The 19381-nt window shown below is 42.9% G+C and carries 20 protein-coding genes; 14 read left to right on the top strand and 6 right to left on the bottom strand.

Features of this window, described 5'->3' with window-relative positions; genetic code table 11:
- Positions 1-35: 35 nt before the first annotated feature.
- A complete protein-coding gene (locus ACE1OE_RS15150) occupies positions 36-932 on the bottom strand; it encodes a putative PEP-binding protein (protein ID WP_449211550.1) in 897 nt (298 codons plus the stop codon).
- 257 nt (positions 933-1189) lie between these two features.
- On the opposite strand from ACE1OE_RS15150, the gene ACE1OE_RS15145 reads away from it, so the two are divergent.
- Both ACE1OE_RS15145 and ACE1OE_RS15140 read left to right on the top strand, forming a co-directional pair.
- Positions 1190-2254, top strand: a complete 1065-nt coding sequence (locus ACE1OE_RS15145) for a 3-deoxy-7-phosphoheptulonate synthase (protein ID WP_449211549.1) — start codon at positions 1190-1192, stop codon at positions 2252-2254.
- A gap of 1 nt (position 2255) precedes the next feature.
- On the top strand, positions 2256-2738 hold the full coding sequence (locus tag ACE1OE_RS15140; protein ID WP_102467798.1) for a YajQ family cyclic di-GMP-binding protein: 483 nt from the start codon (positions 2256-2258) through the stop codon (positions 2736-2738).
- 113 nt (positions 2739-2851) lie between these two features.
- Here the strand turns inward: ACE1OE_RS15140 and ACE1OE_RS15135 are convergent, their stop codons facing one another.
- On the bottom strand, positions 2852-3790 hold the full coding sequence (locus ACE1OE_RS15135; RefSeq protein ID WP_372062736.1) for a siroheme synthase: 939 nt from the start codon (positions 3788-3790) through the stop codon (positions 2852-2854).
- A 474-nt stretch (positions 3791-4264) separates the two neighbouring features.
- On the opposite strand from ACE1OE_RS15135, the gene ACE1OE_RS15130 reads away from it, so the two are divergent.
- From ACE1OE_RS15130 to ACE1OE_RS15105, 6 genes are all read left to right on the top strand, one after another.
- Positions 4265-5293, top strand: a complete 1029-nt coding sequence (locus tag ACE1OE_RS15130; RefSeq protein WP_102467800.1) for an amino acid ABC transporter substrate-binding protein — start codon at positions 4265-4267, stop codon at positions 5291-5293.
- A gap of 85 nt (positions 5294-5378) precedes the next feature.
- Positions 5379-6581, top strand: a complete 1203-nt coding sequence (locus ACE1OE_RS15125) for an amino acid ABC transporter permease (RefSeq protein ID WP_449211548.1) — start codon at positions 5379-5381, stop codon at positions 6579-6581.
- A gap of 1 nt (position 6582) precedes the next feature.
- Complete coding sequence (locus tag ACE1OE_RS15120) at positions 6583-7680, top strand: amino acid ABC transporter permease (protein WP_449211547.1); 1098 nt, start codon at positions 6583-6585, stop codon at positions 7678-7680.
- A 22-nt stretch (positions 7681-7702) separates the two neighbouring features.
- On the top strand, positions 7703-8452 hold the full coding sequence (locus ACE1OE_RS15115; protein ID WP_102467803.1) for an amino acid ABC transporter ATP-binding protein: 750 nt from the start codon (positions 7703-7705) through the stop codon (positions 8450-8452).
- 216 nt (positions 8453-8668) lie between these two features.
- Entirely contained in the window at positions 8669-9331 is a 663-nt protein-coding gene (locus ACE1OE_RS15110; RefSeq protein WP_102467804.1) for a Bax inhibitor-1/YccA family protein, read from the top strand.
- 144 nt (positions 9332-9475) lie between these two features.
- Positions 9476-9805 (top strand): TusE/DsrC/DsvC family sulfur relay protein, encoded by a 330-nt coding sequence (locus ACE1OE_RS15105; protein WP_102467805.1) that lies wholly within the window; start codon positions 9476-9478, stop codon positions 9803-9805.
- Between the two features lie 30 nt (positions 9806-9835).
- Here ACE1OE_RS15105 and yccX read toward each other — a convergent pair whose 3' ends face one another.
- Positions 9836-10105: an acylphosphatase gene (gene yccX, locus ACE1OE_RS15100; protein ID WP_102467806.1), complete on the bottom strand. Its 270-nt coding sequence runs from the start codon at positions 10103-10105 to the stop codon at positions 9836-9838.
- A gap of 154 nt (positions 10106-10259) precedes the next feature.
- Between yccX and ACE1OE_RS15095 the strand changes: the two genes are divergently transcribed.
- The 4 genes from ACE1OE_RS15095 (at position 10260) to ACE1OE_RS15080 (ending at position 14250) form a co-directional block, all read left to right on the top strand.
- Positions 10260-11447: a class I SAM-dependent methyltransferase gene (locus ACE1OE_RS15095; protein ID WP_372062732.1), complete on the top strand. Its 1188-nt coding sequence runs from the start codon at positions 10260-10262 to the stop codon at positions 11445-11447.
- A gap of 378 nt (positions 11448-11825) precedes the next feature.
- Positions 11826-13145: a TolC family outer membrane protein gene (locus tag ACE1OE_RS15090; RefSeq protein ID WP_102467808.1), complete on the top strand. Its 1320-nt coding sequence runs from the start codon at positions 11826-11828 to the stop codon at positions 13143-13145.
- 3 nt (positions 13146-13148) lie between these two features.
- Positions 13149-13772, top strand: coding sequence for an OmpA family protein (locus tag ACE1OE_RS15085; protein ID WP_449211546.1), 624 nt, complete (start codon positions 13149-13151; stop codon positions 13770-13772).
- Between the two features lie 124 nt (positions 13773-13896).
- Entirely contained in the window at positions 13897-14250 is a 354-nt protein-coding gene (locus tag ACE1OE_RS15080; protein ID WP_102467810.1) for a DUF2750 domain-containing protein, read from the top strand.
- A 101-nt stretch (positions 14251-14351) separates the two neighbouring features.
- Here the strand turns inward: ACE1OE_RS15080 and queC are convergent, their stop codons facing one another.
- Positions 14352-15032 (bottom strand): 7-cyano-7-deazaguanine synthase QueC, encoded by a 681-nt coding sequence (gene queC / locus ACE1OE_RS15075; protein ID WP_449211545.1) that lies wholly within the window; start codon positions 15030-15032, stop codon positions 14352-14354.
- Between the two features lie 20 nt (positions 15033-15052).
- Positions 15053-15733 (bottom strand): 7-carboxy-7-deazaguanine synthase QueE, encoded by a 681-nt coding sequence (gene queE / locus ACE1OE_RS15070; protein ID WP_449211544.1) that lies wholly within the window; start codon positions 15731-15733, stop codon positions 15053-15055.
- Between the two features lie 143 nt (positions 15734-15876).
- Here queE and ACE1OE_RS15065 point away from each other — a divergent pair, with 143 nt between their 5' ends.
- Both ACE1OE_RS15065 and yegS read left to right on the top strand, forming a co-directional pair.
- Positions 15877-16680, top strand: a complete 804-nt coding sequence (locus tag ACE1OE_RS15065; RefSeq protein ID WP_449211543.1) for a Cof-type HAD-IIB family hydrolase — start codon at positions 15877-15879, stop codon at positions 16678-16680.
- Positions 16681-16730: 50 nt separating this feature from the next.
- A complete protein-coding gene (yegS, locus tag ACE1OE_RS15060) occupies positions 16731-17642 on the top strand; it encodes a lipid kinase YegS (protein WP_449211542.1) in 912 nt (303 codons plus the stop codon).
- Between the two features lie 108 nt (positions 17643-17750).
- On the opposite strand, the gene ACE1OE_RS15055 is transcribed toward yegS, so the two are convergent.
- Positions 17751-19052 carry a dicarboxylate/amino acid:cation symporter gene (locus ACE1OE_RS15055; RefSeq protein ID WP_372062726.1) on the bottom strand — a complete coding sequence of 434 codons (1302 nt, stop codon included), beginning with the start codon at positions 19050-19052 and terminating at the stop codon, positions 17751-17753.
- Positions 19053-19381 lie beyond the last annotated feature (329 nt).

The raw sequence follows: 19381 nt of genomic DNA, 5'->3' as shown, positions 1-19381 counted from the left end.
TATGCTTGGTTGGCTTGACTTTGGTCGCCATCCCGTTACGCGGTCACATAAACCTCAGCATGACCGAGTTCTTCAAGATGATTGCGAAGCACTGGGTAGTCTTCAAGTGAGCCAATAACAACCAGCGCGGGTTTTTTTACTTCTTTCGCCGTCAAGATGCCATCTCTAACGAGTTTTAACACTGCTTCGTTTTGAGGATCATATAAATGAGTAAGCTCATCCTGCTCACGATCAACACCTAACGTAAGTTGTGTTAAATTATCAATTTTTAGTACCAACCCATCGAAGTACTGAAGTAATCGCTCAGACAGTAATACGGCAGACGGAGTATCGCAGGCGAATAAAATTTTCAGGCCATTCAAGCCGCGAGGTAGACCTTGCTCGGCGAGCTTATCAATGATCGTCGCCGCATCACTTAACGCTCGCACACACGGAACGACTATCTCGACATTGATCCCTTGCTCTCGCAGCGCTTTTATTACATTACATTCCAAAGCGAAGCTTGCTTTATAAGCTTCAGAGGCAAATCGTGCCACGCCTCGAACACCCAAGATTGGATTCACTTCTCCAGACTCAGCTTTTCCACCGAGCAATGCACTCATGTTGTAACTATCGGCATCATTGAGTTCAACTCGAATCGTATTGTGTTCAGGTTTGACCGCAGAGCTGATTTCAGCAACTAAAGTGCTGACAATGAAATCCGCCACTTCACGTCCACCCAGCAATGCGTTTATCGCATCGAGTTCAACCGTATCTAGCTCACCTTCTAACTGTGCGTAATTTGGATGAAAAAATATCTTCTCCATAATGAGTTCCGCGATCGAGACATATAAGTGTTCAGCGTCACCTTGATCAGAGTGACTGGGAAATACATTGCCGTAACTCAGTGATGCCGTTGGCTTATTATTGACTTGCTCGTTTTCGTAACTCATGACCGCTCCGTGCTTTGTTAATACTAACTACTGGCAAAATACCGACTCACTCTATGGAATACAAGACAAGAACACGAATATTCGCCAACTATTTAACTGGCACGCTATCAGCCCTTCTATTTGAACTAATTTTGAGCAATTATAAAGCCTAGTTTCACTGTAATACCGCGTTCCTTAAGGAGATTGCCATTAATAGTTTATTTGGTTCCTCATTTCCGTTATCTTTACCGCTTCGAAATTAAAATGCAGGCTGCCCCATGCCATTAAAAACAGACGAATTAAGAACCCAGGCACTAGGCCCAATGCCGACTCCGCTCGAACTCAGTACGTCACACCCTATTACAGATGATGTCGCCACGAGAATCGCAGAGTCTCGCCGCCAGATCGAACGCATTCTTACTGGCGAAGACAACCGCCTTCTATGCATTGTTGGCCCTTGCTCGGTCCATGATACTGACGCAGCGCTTGATTACGCAAAACGCCTAAGTGCGATCCAAGACCAGTATAGCAATGAGCTTTTCATTGTTATGCGCACATATTTTGAAAAGCCTCGTACTGTCGTTGGCTGGAAAGGGTTAATTACCGACCCGAATTTAGATGGTTCTTATGCGCTTGAGACTGGCTTGAATAAAGCAAGAGGACTTTTGCTTGATATCAATAAGCTGGGGCTAGCAACAGCCACTGAATTCTTAGATATGATCACTGGTCAATATATTGCTGATCTCATCACCTGGGGAGCGATTGGCGCTCGTACGACTGAATCACAAATCCATAGAGAAATGGCATCAGCACTTTCTTGCCCGGTAGGATTTAAGAACGGCACTAACGGCAGCGTCAAAATAGCAATGGACGCTATCCGCGCGGCTCGTGCTTCGCATTATTTCTACTCACCAGATAAAAATGGTCGTATGACGGTCTACCGTACTAGCGGAAACCCTCATGGCCATATTATTTTGCGTGGTGGTGATACAGGCCCTAACTTTGATGAAGCATCAATAAACAATGCCTGTGAGCAACTTGCGTCATTTGACCTACCTGAAAGACTTGTGGTTGATTTTAGTCATGCGAACTGCGAAAAGCAGCACCGCAAACAGCTCGATGTTGCTGAAGAAATCGCACGCCAAATTATTGCGGGATCACATAAGGTCGCAGGGATCATGGCTGAAAGCTTTATAGAAGAAGGCAATCAGAGCATGGAAGACATCAATAACCTCGAATATGGTAAGTCAATCACTGACCCATGCCTAAGTTGGAGCGATACTGTTGATATGCTCAATGTACTCGCTGACGCCGTAAAACAACGTAATAGTAAGGAAGTCTAACATGCCATCATTTGATATTATTTCTGAGATCGAACTCGTAGAAGTCCGCAATGCTGTCGATAACGCGAACAGAGAGATCACGACTCGCTTTGATTTCCGCAACGTGGAAGCCTCATTCTCTCTAACTGGAGAAGTGGTAAAGCTATCTTGCGAGAGTGACTTTCAACTTAAACAAATGCGTGACATCTTGCGTGGCAACCTAACTAAGCGCGGTGTAGATGTGGGTTCAATGGAATCTAAAACTGCTGAGCAGACTGGAAAGTTATGGCACCAGAATGTCGAATTCAAGCAAGGCATTGAAACCCCAATTGCCAAAAAGATTGTTAAGCTGATTAAAGACGAAAAAGTAAAAGTACAGGTGTCTATTCAAGGCGAAAAAGTACGAGTAACGGGCAAGAAGCGTGACGATCTACAAGCGGCTATGCAATTGGTTAAGACGGGTGAGCTAGGTCAACCGTTCCAGTTCGAAAACTTTCGCGATTAATTAGCGCCAAGTTAGCGGCCAGCCCACTCAGTGTGGGCTACGCGATAACGGTATACCATACCAACAACATGCTTCACTCAAATAAAATAAAAAGGACTTAAGTCCTTTTTACTTTATTTCATTTTCCCCAGTTGAATAACCACATCGTCTTCCTTCAGTAAACGATAAGCTGACGAAGTTGGGTCTATAAATACGACAACCCTTTGCTTGTTAGCTTTGGCGCGGCGTATAGATTCTGATACTTCGGTAATGTCTTTAAACACCACCCTTTCTGCATCTCGCCTTACCAAGTCGATAAATCCAAATGGGCAAGCGTCATCGTGGAACACGATTTCTGCTTCCTGCATCAATCGTAGCGCTTTAAGCGGTAAATATTCAGGATCTGTACCAAACTCGACCCACGTACATGAGTCTGAGAATTGGTTTGAGTGCTCAATAAGACGCTGATACGCCCGCTCAATATCCTGATTGTTTACACAATTCATCACTTCAGGCTCTCGGAAAAACAACTCCCAAAACTTACGTCTCTCGTCTACAGATTGGAAACGTTGCTTGATGTCTACTCGCTTACTTGCCGCAAAATCGGCCAGTTGAGCGGTATTCATCGGTAGAATTGCCTCAATTTTTTCCCGTACCCCTCGAATCAAAACCGGAGAAGAACCACCACTTGAAATAGCTATTTGGATGCGACCTCGGTTAATAATAGATGGCGTGATGAAGTCACAATACGGTGTATCATCAACCACATTAACAAGAGTATTTATTTTCTTTGCATCTTTATGCACCTGATGATTCAGGGTGGGATTATCGGTTGTTGCCCAAACTTGTACATAATTGGCCGTCATCAACTCTCGTTCGTAGAAACGTTGAATCCAATGGCACTTGCCACTTTCTACTAGTTGCATCAAATATGGCTCAATCTTAGGGGACACAACCGTTACACAGGCTCCAGCTCTGATTAGCATGTCAATTTTTCGGCAAGCGACTTCGCCACCACCAACAACTAATACAGGCTTCTCAAGTAGATCCATAAACAGTGGAAAGTAACGCATAAATTTCCTTTTCAAAACGAAATAACTATTCATTCAATCTCACCAACATGGTGCAGCTTTGTCACCGAGACATTCATCACAAAACAATTTTCCACTGAAATTTCGACCAAGACAAGCACGAAACCAATGAAAAACATAAAATATCAATCAAACATTTTGAATTAACGTTTTTTTAACATATCAACTTCTATAGCACCAACATGGTGTACAGTTGCACTATTTACAAAACTATTACATTTAGTCATTCTAACCATTGTTAACAACCATGTGACTACTCAAAACATCTTTTAAATTAATAATTTGAGAAATCATAAATCATTATCTACGCTTTAAACGGTTGTTACAACTGATAGAAATTAGTTCGATTATTAAGAACTTATGATGCACCAAAATAATGATTCACTAAATACAATGATTTGCATATTGTATTCAGGATGGACCTGATTTATACGGAATTTACAGGAAGGATACACAATGGCAACGAAACTCACTCTAATCGCATCTTTTGTAGCCGCTTCGGCAGCTATGATAAGCACGTCAGCTAACGCGGCTGACAGTACACTAGAGAAGGTCACTAAAGCAGGTGTTTTAACTTGTGGTGTGAGTACGGGTCTTCCCGGTTTCTCCAACCCTAACTCAAAAGGTGAATGGGAAGGTATTGATGTAGAATACTGCCAAGCAGTTGCAGCCGCAGTCCTTGGTGACAAGTCCAAAGTTAAATACGTACCACTCACAGCAAAAGAGCGTTTTACTGCCCTTCAATCTGGTGAGATAGATGTACTGTCGCGTAATACAACGTGGACTCTACACCGTGACACCGCACTAGGTTTGAACTTTGTTGGGGTTAACTACTACGACGGTCAAGGTTTCATGGTAATGAAAGACCTTGGTGTAGCAAGTGCAAAAGATCTTGATGGTGCTTCTGTTTGTGTTCAATCGGGTACGACAACTGAATTGAACCTTGCCGATTACTTCCGCATCAACGGTATGTCTTACAAGCCTGTCGTATTTGATACTGCAGCGCAAACATCTAAAGGTTTCGATGCTGGACGTTGTGATGTACTAACGACTGACCAATCTGGTCTCTATGCCCTACGTCTCAACTTGAAAGATCCAAGTGCCGCTGCAGTACTTCCAGAAATTATTTCTAAAGAGCCTCTAGGCCCTGTTGTGCGCCAAGGCGACGACCAATGGTTTAACATCGCGAAATGGACGCTAAATGCAATGATTAATGCCGAAGAATATGGCATTACATCAAAGAATGCTGACGAGATGATGAAATCAAACGATCCAAACATCAAGCGTATTCTTGGCATCGACGGTCCTAAAGGTAAAGGCCTAGGCATTAATGACGATTGGGGCTATCAGGTCATCAAACAAGTTGGTAACTATGGCGAGAGTTTTGAACGTACTGTTGGTACAGGCTCACCACTAAAAATTGACCGTGGAGTTAATGCGTTGTGGAATGCGGGTGGTTTCATGTACGCTCCACCACTTCGCTAACCGTTTTACTTAGTAACAAATAATTTAGTTCCAAAACAAGGGCGGTCTAACCGCCCTTTCTCAAAGGATTTGAGGTTATAGCTGTATGAAACCTACTAATGATCAAGTCGCAGCGCAGGTCAAACCTGCGAAAAGCGCAAATCTCCTGTACAACCCTACCTTTCGCTCCGTTGTCTTTCAGGCCATCGCTGTTCTGGCGTTAGGTGCGTTTTTCTACACTATTGTAACGAATGCATTGGATAACCTAGCAGCCCGTGGTATCGCTACTGGTTTTGACTTTCTTTCTGAAGAAGCTGGATTTGGGATCGGTTTATCACTTATCGAGTACGATGAAACTTTCTCTTACGGTAGAACATTTTTTGTTGGGCTTTTGAACACTGCTCTTGTTTCTGTCCTCGGTATTATTGTCGCGACAGTGCTCGGTTTTGTTATCGGCATCGCCCGGCTTTCTTCTAATTGGCTAGTTAGCCGATTCGCCGCTGTTTATATTGAGATATTCCGAAATATCCCACTGTTATTGCAAATATTCTTCTGGTATTTCGCTGTTTTACAAGCGCTTCCCTCGCCAAGACAAAGTATGAGTTTGGGTGAAGCCATTTTTCTAAACGTCCGCGGACTTTATTTCCCAGCTCCGGTAATGGAAGCAGGCAGTAGCGTCGTTATAGCGGTGTTTGTTATTGGTATCATTGCGACGCTTGGTGCCAATATATGGGCCAAAAACAAGCAAAAGTTGACTGGCCAACAAACCCCTATGTTTCGTATCGCACTCGGCCTTATGGTTGGAGCGCCACTGATTGCTTATTTTGTAATGGGTATGCCAATTTCGGCGCAATACCCTGTATTGAAAGGGTTTAACTTTAGGGGTGGTATCAGTATTATTCCTGAGCTTGCAGCTCTTACCATCGCCTTAAGTATTTACACCGCTTCCTTCATTGCTGAAATTGTTCGTTCCGGTATCAACGCGGTAAACCACGGTCAAACCGAAGCGGCCATGTCTCTTGGCTTACCACGTACAAGGACTCTAAAACTAGTGGTCATTCCACAAGCAATGAGAATCATCATTCCACCACTAACCAGCCAATATCTTAACTTAACTAAAAACTCATCATTAGCGATGGCTATCGGTTATCCAGACTTAGTATCTGTTTTCGCCGGAACGACCTTGAACCAAGTTGGACAAGCGATAGAAGTTATCGCCATGACTATGGGTGTTTATCTCACTTTGAGCTTACTAACGTCAGCATTGATGAACGTGTACAACCGCAAAGTAGCATTGGTGGAGAGATAATATGTCACAGCATCAATTTCAACCAGACCTTCCACCACCAGCAAACACTGTGGGCTTAGTGGGGTGGTTAAGAAAAAATTTATTTGACGGGCCAGTAAACTCGATTTTGTCAATCGTTGTTGCTTATGTGTGCATTTCACTTTTATGGCAAGTGGTAAGCTGGGCATTTATTAATGCTGATTGGGTAGGAACAACCCGTGATGCATGTTCTAGAGAAGGCGCGTGCTGGGTATTTATTAGCGTGCGTTGGGAACAGTTCATGTATGGCTTTTATCCACAAGCCGAACTTTGGCGCCCACGCCTATTCTATGCCACATTAGCTATTTTCGTCGCTTTGCTTGCTTATGAACGTACACCTAAACGTTTATGGATATGGTTAGTATTTGTTAATATCTATCCATTCGTAGCGGGCGCTCTGCTTTATGGTGGTGTATTTGGGTTAGAAGTCGTTGATACGCACAAATGGGGTGGCTTGTTAGTCACGTTAATTATCGCCCTTGTTGGTATTATTGTATCTTTACCCATTGGTGTTGCACTTGCGTTAGGCCGACGGTCCGAAATGCCTATCATTCGAAGTATCTGTACGGTATACATTGAAGTTTGGCGTGGCGTGCCTCTAATTACTGTGCTATTCATGGCCTCAGTTATGCTTCCCCTCTTTTTGGCGGAAGGAACAGAGACAGATAAGCTAATTCGTGCGTTAGTCGGTGTTGTCCTATTTAGTGCCGCGTACATGGCCGAAGTAGTCCGTGGTGGCTTGCAGGCTATCTCTAAGGGGCAATATGAAGCCGCCGATGCGCTTGGGTTAAGTTATTGGAAAAAAATGGGGCTCATTGTGTTACCTCAAGCATTGAAGATTACCATTCCTTCAATCGTTAACACTTTTATCGGCCTTTTCAAAGACACCAGCTTAGTACTTATCATCGGCATGTTCGATGTATTAGGTATTGGTCAGGCAGCGAATACCGACCCTGAGTGGTTAGGTTTCTCTACGGAAAGTTATGTATTTGTCGCGTTAGTGTTCTGGGTATTTTGCTTCAGCATGTCGAGATATTCGATATGGCTTGAGAATAAACTGCATACCGGTCACAAACGATAAAACGGAAATTCAAGGACGTATTATGACGCAACAAGAAGACTACATGATCCAGCTTAAGGACATGAATAAATGGTACGGTGAGTTTCACGTACTGAAAAATATTAACCTAAGCGTTAAAAAAGGTGAAAAAATCGTTATTTGTGGCCCATCGGGCTCTGGTAAGTCTACGATGATTCGCTGTATCAATCGCTTAGAAGAACACCAAGCTGGTAATATTTTTGTTTCTGGTACTGAGCTTACCGAGGACTTAAAAAACATCGAAGCCGTGAGAAGAGAAGTGGGCATGTGTTTCCAACATTTCAACCTCTTCCCTCACCTCACTGTGTTAGAAAATTGCACGCTTGCACCTATCTGGGTAAAAAAAATGCCTAAAGAAGAAGCAGAAGCCGTGGCGATGAAATACCTTGAACGTGTAAAGATCCCAGACCAAGCCGCCAAATATCCGGGTCAGTTATCTGGCGGGCAACAACAACGAGTGGCCATCGCACGCTCACTTTGTATGAACCCGCAGGTCATGCTTTTCGACGAACCAACCTCAGCGCTTGACCCAGAGATGGTTCGCGAAGTACTCGATGTTATGGTCGAACTCGCTGACGAAGGGATGACCATGCTTTGTGTGACACATGAAATGGGCTTTGCAAAAGAAGTCGCCGATCGAGTTATCTTTATGGATGCTGGTGAAATCATCGAAGAAAACAACCCTATTGATTTCTTCGAGAATCCACAATCAGACAGAACACAAAACTTCTTAAGTCAGATTTTGCATCATTAAATTAATAACCATTAAAAAAGGTGGCGAATGCGTCACCTTTTTTTGTGGATTCAATCATTTGCAACTTAGACACATTGTGTTACATCTTACTACATACTTAAGCAACTATTTTTATTATGATTTTGTAAAGTGACTTATAATAGGAAAGCTTGATTTTTTGAACAATCGGCCCCATAACTAGTCATATAAGTAAGTCAATCATCTACGAGGAAGATTATGAACGGTCCTATGGTATCTCGCACTTCGTCTGAAGCGAGCGTTCTACAAACGAACAAAGTACTACGCAACACGTATGCCCTACTCTCTATGACTCTACTCTGGTCTGCAGTAGTGGCTGGTGTATCTATGGCTATGGGTCTACCGCGCCCTGGCATCATCATCACTCTAGTTGGTTTTTACGGGTTGCTTTTCTTAACTGAGAAAAACCGCGACAACTCTATGGGGTTAGTATTCACATTCTTGTTTACTGGCTTTATGGGCTATACGATTGGTCCAATCTTAAATGCTTATTTAGGTGCCGGCATGGGTGACGTCATCCTAACCGCTCTAGGTGGCACAGCGCTATCATTTATGGCAGCGTCTGCTTATGCACTCACCACCAAGCGTGATCTTTCTATGCTTGGCGGCTTAATGTTGTCACTATTTGTTGTACTAATCGTTGGTATGATTGCAAGTATCTTCATCCAATCGACAATTATGCACCTTGCGCTTAGCAGCTTGTTCATTGTGTTCTCTACAATGGCTATCCTGATGACCACGCAAGGCATTATTCGTGGCGGAGAAACTAACTACATCTCAGCAACGATTACATTGTTCGTATCTATCTACAACATCTTCATTAGCTTACTAAGTATCCTTGGTATCATGAACGACGATTAATTCGTCAACGTTGTCTAGATTTAAAAGCCCGAGATTTGCTCGGGCTTTTTTGCATTTGATCCCTCTACACTCCCAATGACATCCTTGAATTTACCTCACCCTTTGAGCTACCATCCCAACGTCACTAATTAACAGATTGATACTATGTTCCAATATCAAAACAAAACCATAAAGACTGATGCAGAAGGATACCTACTTAATTTTGAAGAGTGGGAAGAAGGTATGATGACAATTCTTGCAGAGGATGAAAATATAGAACTCACCGAAGCGCATATTGAAGTGGTTATGTTTGTTCGAGAGTTCTATAAAGAATTTAATACATCTCCAGCAGTAAGAATGCTGGTGAAGGCAATGGAAAAGGCACACGGACCCGAGAAAGGTAACAGCAAATATTTATTTAAGCTGTTTAAAAAAGGCCCAGCAAAACAAGCAACTAAACTGGCAGGGCTCCCTAAGCCAGCGAAATGTCTTTAACTTTCATGAAAACTCTCAAGTATATACGCATCAAAGTATCTTGAATCCGCTGTACGATTGATGGTCACATGGTTTTTCAACAACAGACTCTACCTGCGCTGTTCGAGGGCCTGTTGTTAACCAAGCTTGGAGACGTTCTACATTTCTTAGTGTACCGCACACTACGACCTCCACCGAACCGTCATGTAAGTTTTTTGCATACCCTTTTGTTTCTAATCGTAAACCTTCATGACAAGTGTGGTATCGAAAGCCTACGCCTTGCACGAGACCTTGAATAATAAACTTCTTACAAACATCCATCTTATTACTCACTTTGCATTAGTTATTAAAATAGTAGGCGCAATTATGTGCAAATAATACCTAAACATGGTTATAACGACTGCATTGTTTGCATTTATCTAAAACTTCACACAAAATAGCCGCCCTTTCTTTGGCAAAACCCGTAAGGCATCCCATGACTCCAGCAATACATCTCGTAAAAGGTCGTGACAAGTCACTAAGACGTAAACACCCTTGGATTTTTTCACGCGGCATCTCTCGCGTAGATGGACAACCAGGACTGGGCGAAACTGTCGATGTCTTTGCTGATAATGGCGAATGGTTAGCCAAAGCCGCTTTTTCTCCTAACTCACAAATCCGAGCACGTGTGTGGAGTTTTCAAAAAGTTGATATTGACGTTGATTTTTTTGTTTCTCGCATTAAAACCGCTCAGCTTCTTAGAGAAGATATCATCACACGAGATGGACTCACTGGCTACCGTCTGATCGCAGCCGAATCAGACGGGTTACCCGGTATCACTATCGACAAATATAACCAGTTTTTGGTGTGTCAGTTATTGAGTGCCGGCGCCGAGCACAATAAAGATGTACTTGTTCAAGCCTTACACATTTGTTTCCCAGAATGTTCTATCTATGAACGCTCGGATGTATCTGTGCGGAAAAAAGAAGGTCTTAAAGAGCGCACCGGAGTGCTATTGGGCGAAGAACCGCTTGAGCCAGTCGTTATTGAAGAAAACGGCGTGAAGATAAGCGTTGATATTATCAAAGGACATAAAACAGGTTTCTATTTAGACCAAAGAGATAGTCGTTACCAGTCTCAAAAATACGTCTCTGGCAAGGAAGTCCTTAACTGCTTTAGCTATACAGGCGGATTTGGCCTCTACGCGCTCAAAGGTGGTGCAACACGCGTCATCAACGCTGACGTATCTCAATTAGCACTCGATACAGCCAAACAAAACGCACATTTGAATGGTTTTAAAGGCAAAGAGGCGATATTCCTTAACGCAGATGTCTTTAAATTATTGCGTGAATACAGAGATCAAGGCACAAAATTTGATGTCGTCATCATGGACCCACCAAAGTTTGCTGAGTCAAAAGCACAACTCAATGGCGCGTGTCGGGGTTATAAAGACATCAACATGTTGGCCATGCAAATCCTAAAGCCGGGCGGCACGTTACTTACTTACTCTTGCTCAGGCTTAATGGAGCAAAACCTATTCCAAAAAATCATAGCCGATGCTGCATTGGATGCCGGACGTTCAGTTAAATTTGTTGAACGCTTCGAACAAGCCGCCGATCATCCAACGGATACGGCATACCCAGAAGGCTTTTATTTAAAAGGCTTCGCTTGTAAAGTTCTGTAGCCCAATATCTCTACATAACAATTAACACTTTTGACACTAAGCCACTCATTTTTATAAGAGTGGCTTTTTTATGCCATCACTGTCTCAATTTTGAGACACACTCCCACTCTTTCTATTGAACAACCGAATTTCTCTACTATTTTCAATAATATGTTTGTAGTTTCGCCCTCTAAGCAAAAAAAATTTAAAAATTCTTAGTTTAGATACACGAACATTGCAAATCCCATTTGATATTGCTTCATAGGTCGCTATAGTTTAGTAATAGATAACGTAACCTAATGAGTTAACTTACATTATCAGATAATAAAAACGACAACGTTTGTTCATAACAAGCCTTATCGAAGAAGTAACTTCGCATAAGGGTCAAGGAGAGTCACATTGAACAAGTTAACAATTTCAGCAGTCGCCTGTTTTGTGGCAGTTAGTCTTCCTGCTGCAGGCCAGACGCTAGAACAAGCGGTTGCAACCACTTTGGCCACCAATCCCGACATCAAAGCTGCGTATAACGAATATGTCAGTAAGCGATATGATGCAGAGGCGTCTGTTGGGGCCTACAGACCTAAAGTCGACCTTGACGGCGGTATCGGTTACGAACGAACCGATTATGATCGCGCAGACTCACTAAACAATCGTAACGAAAGCCTTACCAGAAAAGAAGTGGGCATTAGCCTCACCCAATTACTTTGGGACGGCAACGAGACCTTCAATGACATGGACAGAACAGCAGCTGAAGCTGAATCCGTACGTTATCAACTTTTAGCAGATGCATCCGATATCGCATTGGAAGTATCCAGTATATATTTGGAAGCGACTAAAGCTTACGAAATCCTGTCATTGTCCGAAGCCAATCTAGAAGTGCATAAGAAAATCTATTCTGATATCAAGAAACGGGTTGATTCTGGTATTGGTTCAACTGCCGATTTGTCACAGGTTGAAGCACGTATTGCCAAAGCCCATGGTAACTTACTGGCTGCACAAAATAACCTATTTGATACCCATACCCAATTCAAACGTCTAGTTGGCCAAATACCTCTAGGTCTTACTTACCCTCAAGCTGATCTGGTTGCAATTCCTCCGACGGTAGACCAAGCATTAGAAATAGCGGTTCAACAACACCCTGTCATCCGCATTTCTCAAGTTGATGTCGATTCGGCACGCTTTCAATATCAACAAACAAAAGGGGTTAACTACCCTACGTTCTACATAGATGCAGGTCACAATTGGCGTGATGATGCTAGTGGAAATATAGGAACTGATAATGAAACCAGAGCCATGGTGCGCATGCGTTACAACCTCTATAACGGAGGCTCAGATTCAGACCGTACCGAGTCAGCAGCCTATCAACTAAACAAAGCCAAGGATTATCGAGATCGCACATTCCGCATGGTTGAAGAAGGGTTAAAACTGTCTTGGACCGGGCTTGAGTATACGGTTCAGCAGAAAGAATTTTTATCTGATCACGTAGATTCTGCATCCGATACGGTTGTGGCTTACCAGAAACAATACAAGATAGGCAAACGCACGCTGCTTGATGTACTCAACACCGAAAATGAGCTATTTGAAGCACGAAAGGGTTATCTAGATGCTAAATATGCAGAGCAGTTAGCTAAGTACCGCGTTATGAATGCAACCGGTAACCTGTTACAGGGATTACGCGTTGACACGCCTCAAGAGTGGAATGAAAAGGTGGAGTACTAAATCATGAAACGACATAATCTTATGATGCTATGTAGCTTGTCCGTTTTTTCGCTAACAATACAGGCAACCACTCAAGAGCAAGATAAATACGACTACATTCCAACGCCACTTGCCGATCAAAAGGCAGATTTAGTAGACAATGATAAGGATGGCGTAATTAATGCGCGAGACTTATGTGTCGTTACGCCTGACGGTGCAGTCATCGACAATGACGGTTGTGAAAAATACATCGATACGTCGCAATCAATGGCGATTCGAGTATTGTTTGATAACAACTCAGCAGTAATAAAGCCCGTATTTCAAAATCAAATTCAACAAATGGCTGACTTCTTAGCGACCTATCCAGAAACAAAAATTGAGATAGAGGGCTATGCCAGCATCGTTGGCAATCCAGACAAGAACCTTATTTTATCCCAAACGCGCGCGGACGCGGTCCGACAAGCCATCATCGATAACGGGATTGATCCTACTAGGCTGACCATCGTTGGGTTCGGTGATACAAAACTAGAAGAACTAGGGTCAAGCGAATTTGCTAATGCAATGAATCGTAAAGTAGTCGCATCCGTCATCGGATATAAAGGCGAAGTTGAACAGCAATGGACTATCTTCACTAAAATTGGCAAATAAGCTCTTTTAATAACAACATATCTTGTAGGGCAGTCAATTGTACTGCCCTTTTTAACGTCCTTCATTTAGTTCTATCCCATCTCGTGCTACTCTTAAGCCAGTTATTACTAAGAGTATAAAAATCATGAGTAAATTGACTTCAGATGTCGAACAAAACCTAGCGCTTTTCATTCAAGAAACCAAAGCGTCTGAGCTGGTTTGGGGCCTGAAAAACGATGAAGGTTGGTTGGCATGTGACTCAACAGAATTCGAAAATTCTGAAGTAATGCCATTTTGGTCTTCGGAAGAAGAAGCAAAAACGCATAACGTTGAAGAGTGGGCTGATTTTGAAGTACTGCATATCCCGCTCGATATTTTTGTTGAAGACTGGTTACTTACTCTTGCTGAAGATGGTGTCTTAATCGGTGCCAACTGGAACGCTCAGCTAGATGGAAAAGAAATCGAACCGTCTGATGTTGCAAAACTTTATCTAAAGTAGTCAGCGCTTCAAAACAATAAATCGTTTTGATTCGTGCATATACTTTAAGATAAAAAAATAGAGGCTAAGGCCTCTATTTTTTTATCTGTTGCTTATCGATTTTATTTGACGGCTAAGGATTCTAATACCGATTCTTTGTTATCGAGATAATGCTGCAACCCTTTTGCTCTTAAATCGCAAGCCGGACAATCACCGCATCCATCACCAATGACACCGTTATAGCATGTCAGTGTTTCGTTACGGACCAGGTCTAACGACCCTAATTGATCGGCCAATGCCCATGTCTCTGCTTTATCTAGCCACATCAAAGGGGTTTGTATCGTAAAGTTTCTGTCCATCCCTTGCACTAACGCCGTGTTCATCGCTTTAACAAACTCATCTCTGCAATCAGGATAACCAGAAAAATCCGTTTGACACACGCCTGTAATCACGGCTTCGGCACCGATTTGATAAGCGTAGATACCAGCTAATGTAAGAAACAAAATATTACGGCCAGGTACAAAAGAGTTCGGTAAACCGTTTGCTTGCAGTTCATGAGATACAGGGATGTCATCACGCGTTAACGAACTGATCGCCAATTCACTCAGCAAACCAACATCCATTACTTTGTGAGCCGTGACACCAAGTTTAGTCGCTAACGCTTGAGCGACTTCAATTTCAAGCTTATGACGTTGTCCATAATCAAACGTAATTGCATGGACTTCATCATACTCTTTTTGCGCCTTTACTAGACATGTCGTCGAGTCTTGTCCACCACTGAATACCACTACGGCTTTTTTCATGGGTCTGTTTCCTAATCTTATTATGCAATACTTAAATATTTATGCGTCTGAACCGATAAACGCCAGTTTCGTTTAATGCACGTTTCAATGCATAGATCTGTCGCTCGCGTTTTCTGACTGATTGGTTGTAATGCAATGATCACCGCTGGATTCAGCGTAACATCAGCGAGTAACTCATCTAACTGGTCGATATTTTTTTGTGTTGCGACCGGGTGTTTAATTTCGTTGGCTCTTTCTAATGCCGATCGTAGTACCGGTAGTTTACCTTTCATTGCCACTTTTGGTGACACTGTCACCCATGTGTTTTGTGTCACCATCACAGGTGCGGTCCCGCTGGTTTCTATTTGGCAATGGCAACCAATATCTTCAAATGCCTCGCAAAGTTGAAGAAGATCATACTCACAAGGCTCACCGCCAGTAATTACAATATGCTTAGCGCTGTAGCCAAGCTGTTTGTATTGTTCAATTAACTCGCTCGCCGTTGCATTGTACCAAGTAGGGTCATCCCCCTGTTTGGCGATAACTTCACCAAACGAACGCTCATCTTTGTTGTCGGTAAACCAAGTTTGCTTGGTATCGCACCAAGCACAGCCCACACTGCACCCCTGTAAACGTACAAAAACAGCAGGGACGCCTGTATAGACACCCTCGCCCTGAATGGTTTCAAACATCTCATTGATTTTAAATTGCGTCGTATTCATTGAACATTGCTGATGATGACTAATGTGCAGACCTTAAAGTAAGCGCATAAGAAATTCAATACAAACTCTTCGACTAAATTTCTGGTACTTATACCTGAGTTTTTTTATGCTAGTGTCGTCGTTTTCTTTTAAGGTAAGTTATTGTGTATAAACTGATCGCCATTGATATGGATGGCACCCTGTTAACATCAGACAAAAAAATCACCGACCGCACTAAACAGGCAATTCATGCCGCTAAACAAAAAGGCGTCACAGTGGTTCTCGCATCAGGTCGGCCAATTAACGGCATGATTGATGCTGTTAATGAACTAGGACTTAACACCCCAGAGGACTTCATTATTCACTTCAATGGTGCTTTCGTACAAAAAGTACAAAGCGGCGAAGTACTGCATCACCAAATATTAGATGGTAAAAGTGCAAAAGAAGTGGCAATACTCGCAAATAAACTTGATTTGCATTGCCATGCATTTAGCGAAGAGTTGGGCCTCATCACCACCGAATCAAACCCTTACACCGACCATGAAGCGAAAATAAATAAACTCGATATCACTGTTTATGATTTTAACCAACTGGATGATGATCATAAAATAATAAAAGCGATGATTGTAGGCGAACCAAGTAAGCTCACCCTTGGAATCTCAGCAATTCCCCAAGCTTACTACAAGGATTACACCATTGTTCAAAGCGCCCCCTTCTTCTTAGAATTCCTGAATCCTTTAAGTAATAAAGGCGAAGGTGTCAGTGTCATAGCAAAGCAACTTGGGCTGTCAGCCGAACAGGTTATGTGCTTTGGTGATGCTGAAAATGACCATCACATGATTAGATATGCCGGCAAGGGTGTCGCGATGGAAAATGCTATGGATGAAACAAAAGCTATCGCGGATTACATCACTGATAGCAATGACAATGATGGTGTGGCCAAAGCAATAGAAACCTTTGTGCTATAGTAAAATCAAAATGATACGACGTTCTCTTGTCTTTAAATAATGGTACAACGATGACAATACGCCTGCTTCTTAATGGAAAAAAAGCCGCTCAAGATGACATCCGACACGCTGTTTATCAGCTAAGAGAGGAAGGTCATAGCATTGATGTTCGTACAACCTGGGAAACAGGTGACATTGTTCGTTTAGTATCAGAGGCTAAAGAACAAGGTATAAAACGTGTTGTAGCCGGTGGCGGGGATGGCACGGTTAACGAAGTCGTCGATGCCATTTTGTCACAAAAGCACTCTGATCTTGATGTCGCGATTTTGCCTTTAGGCACAGCCAATGACTTTGCTAGCGCATGTGGTATACCCACCGATAACCCCTATGAAGCCCTCAAGCTCGCGCTAGATGGTAATGCGCACTCTGTTGATGCTGCTCGTGCAAATGATCGATTCTTTATTAATATCGCCACTGCTGGTTTTGGCGCACAAGTAACAGCAACGACGCCTGTCGCATTAAAAAACTTTTTAGGTGGAGGCGCTTATACACTCTCTGGGTTAATCCAAGCGATAAACTTCCAGCCATTTAAAGGCGCCGTCCGATACGATAACCAACTCGTAGATAGCAATATCGTCATTGGCGCAGTGTGTAATGGCAGGATGGCGGGCGGTGGACAAGTCCTGGCACCTCGCGCTTATATCGATGATGGGTGGCTAGATGTCATCTCACTAGAAGAATTCGAGCCAATCGATATCCCTAATGTGTTAGAAGAGCTCTTGAGCGAAGACACGCTCATGGGCAGGTTTGTAAAACGAAATCAGGTCAAAACTATTGAATGGTTGTCTGATTCAATAATGCCAGTAAACCTTGATGGTGAGCCGCTGTCTCAAAAACGCATTACATTTGAGGTTATCCCCTCTGCCATCCAACTTGTCGTTCCAAACCACTGTTCTCTCTTAAGCAAAAATTGCCCTAACTAGGCTTACTTAGCGTTTCTATGTAATGAATGATTAATATCCGCAATAAATAAGAAAACCCCCAGTGAATCAAATCACTGGGGGTTTTCTTTGGTTTATTTTAGTGAGTCGTTAGCCTCTTGCCAACTCCACCATTTCTTCTTTTTGGCCGGCAGCAGGGTTATTAAATTTCTCTACGTCTAATGACCCTTCTGATTTCGCTACGATACACGTCACCGCGCTGTCACCCGTGATATTAACCGCAGTACGAATCATATCCAGTAAACGGTCGACACCCATGATTAATGCAATGCCTTCCAGTGGTAAGCCAACTTGGTTTAGTACCATTGCTAACATGATCAAACCCACACCTGGAACACCTGCAGTACCGATAGACGCGATAGTGGCGGTTAGGATAACGGTTAGGTAATCCCCCATCGTCAAGTCGATATTAAAGGCTTGAGCGATAAACGCAGTCGCAACACCTTGCATGATTGCGGTACCGTCCATGTTAATGGTTGCACCAAGGGGGATAGTGAACGATGCCACTTTGTTGTCTACACCTAAGCGGTTTTGCGCCGTTTCCATCGTAACCGGGATGGTTGCGTTTGAAGACGCCGTTGAGAATGCAAACATCACTGCGTCTTCCATCTTCTTCAAGAATATCTTTGGACTTAGGCCAGTGAAGGATTTAAGCAAGACGCTGTAAGTGACGAGACCATGAAGCAGCAACGTAGCGCTTAATACTAGGAAGTATTCAGCTAAATTGAAAATCGCACTTAATCCAAGACCAGTAAATAATTTTGCCATTAGGAAGAACACACCATATGGCGCGATGTTCATCAAAAGTGCAACCAGCTTCATAATGACTTCATTTAAGTCTTGGAACATCGCCGCTACACGTTCGCCTGGTTTACCTGCGGCACTGATTGCTATCCCGAACAATACAGCAAATACGATAACTTGAAGTGTTTTCCCTTCCGCCATCGCGCTAATTGGGTTGGTTGGGAACATATCAATGATAACTTGTCCCAGCGATGGCGCTTCAGCGGAAGCAAATGAACTGGCCGCAGTTAAATCTGCACCTTGGCCCGGTTGGAACACCGTGCCCATCGTTAATGCGAGTGTAATCGCGATTGCCGTTGTGGCAATGTAGAACACGACCGTTTTACCACCTAATCGGCCTAAAGTCGTCACGTCTTTAAGTGAGCTTGTTCCGCAAACAAGAGAAACGAAAACAAGTGGGACAACAAGCATTTTCAAGCTGGCAATAAAGATTTGTCCACCGACTTCAAAAAGACCATTTACAATGTATGCGTCTACAAATCCATTTTCAGCAAAGAGGCCTCGAATTGCGAAGCCTGTTAAAATACCTGCAACCATACCGATGATCACTCGAGTCGTCAGTGACATAGGTTTCTTGGCGTTAGTCATAATTACTCCTTATTTTTATGTTGCATAGTGATGGAGTCATCAAAAGCGCCTGCAGATTAGCAGTAAGAAGCGTCAGATTAGAATGATAAATTTGTTTCGCTAATCCGGGTCGTGATCGAGATCACACTCGAAACCCCCAACCTTAACAACATCACAACAAGTTAAACTACATATATCGCCATTTTCAGCATAAAAACAAACATTGAAACAGGTTTAATATATTAATATCTTTTAAAAGTGACATTAGAAAAAATAATATCACGCATCACTAGTCAAAAAGCTTACCGAATAAACAAAAATACCCAACACTAAATGCTGGGTATTATTAT

Source organism: Vibrio sp. E150_011 (assembly GCF_053544015.1).
This window is presented reverse-complemented; position numbering and strand designations above follow the sequence as displayed.

What these genes read in the sequence shown, in the direction of transcription:
- ACE1OE_RS15115 (WP_102467803.1), top strand. Translation starts at nt 7,703, where the DNA reads ATGACGCAACAAGAAGACTACATGATCCAGCTTAAGGACATGAATAAA.
- yegS (WP_449211542.1), top strand. Translation starts at nt 16,731, where the DNA reads ATGACAATACGCCTGCTTCTTAATGGAAAAAAAGCCGCTCAAGATGAC.
- ACE1OE_RS15080 (WP_102467810.1), top strand. Translation starts at nt 13,897, where the DNA reads ATGAGTAAATTGACTTCAGATGTCGAACAAAACCTAGCGCTTTTCATT.
- ACE1OE_RS15095 (WP_372062732.1), top strand. Translation starts at nt 10,260, where the DNA reads ATGACTCCAGCAATACATCTCGTAAAAGGTCGTGACAAGTCACTAAGA.
- ACE1OE_RS15110 (WP_102467804.1), top strand. Translation starts at nt 8,669, where the DNA reads ATGAACGGTCCTATGGTATCTCGCACTTCGTCTGAAGCGAGCGTTCTA.
- ACE1OE_RS15085 (WP_449211546.1), top strand. Translation starts at nt 13,149, where the DNA reads ATGAAACGACATAATCTTATGATGCTATGTAGCTTGTCCGTTTTTTCG.
- ACE1OE_RS15120 (WP_449211547.1), top strand. Translation starts at nt 6,583, where the DNA reads ATGTCACAGCATCAATTTCAACCAGACCTTCCACCACCAGCAAACACT.
- ACE1OE_RS15105 (WP_102467805.1), top strand. Translation starts at nt 9,476, where the DNA reads ATGTTCCAATATCAAAACAAAACCATAAAGACTGATGCAGAAGGATAC.
- yccX (WP_102467806.1), bottom strand. Translation starts at nt 10,105, where the DNA reads ATGGATGTTTGTAAGAAGTTTATTATTCAAGGTCTCGTGCAAGGCGTA.
- ACE1OE_RS15135 (WP_372062736.1), bottom strand. Translation starts at nt 3,790, where the DNA reads ATGCGTTACTTTCCACTGTTTATGGATCTACTTGAGAAGCCTGTATTA.
- queC (WP_449211545.1), bottom strand. Translation starts at nt 15,032, where the DNA reads ATGAAAAAAGCCGTAGTGGTATTCAGTGGTGGACAAGACTCGACGACA.
- ACE1OE_RS15130 (WP_102467800.1), top strand. Translation starts at nt 4,265, where the DNA reads ATGGCAACGAAACTCACTCTAATCGCATCTTTTGTAGCCGCTTCGGCA.
- ACE1OE_RS15150 (WP_449211550.1), bottom strand. Translation starts at nt 932, where the DNA reads ATGAGTTACGAAAACGAGCAAGTCAATAATAAGCCAACGGCATCACTG.
- ACE1OE_RS15140 (WP_102467798.1), top strand. Translation starts at nt 2,256, where the DNA reads ATGCCATCATTTGATATTATTTCTGAGATCGAACTCGTAGAAGTCCGC.
- ACE1OE_RS15145 (WP_449211549.1), top strand. Translation starts at nt 1,190, where the DNA reads ATGCCATTAAAAACAGACGAATTAAGAACCCAGGCACTAGGCCCAATG.
- queE (WP_449211544.1), bottom strand. Translation starts at nt 15,733, where the DNA reads ATGAATACGACGCAATTTAAAATCAATGAGATGTTTGAAACCATTCAG.
- ACE1OE_RS15055 (WP_372062726.1), bottom strand. Translation starts at nt 19,052, where the DNA reads ATGACTAACGCCAAGAAACCTATGTCACTGACGACTCGAGTGATCATC.
- ACE1OE_RS15125 (WP_449211548.1), top strand. Translation starts at nt 5,379, where the DNA reads ATGAAACCTACTAATGATCAAGTCGCAGCGCAGGTCAAACCTGCGAAA.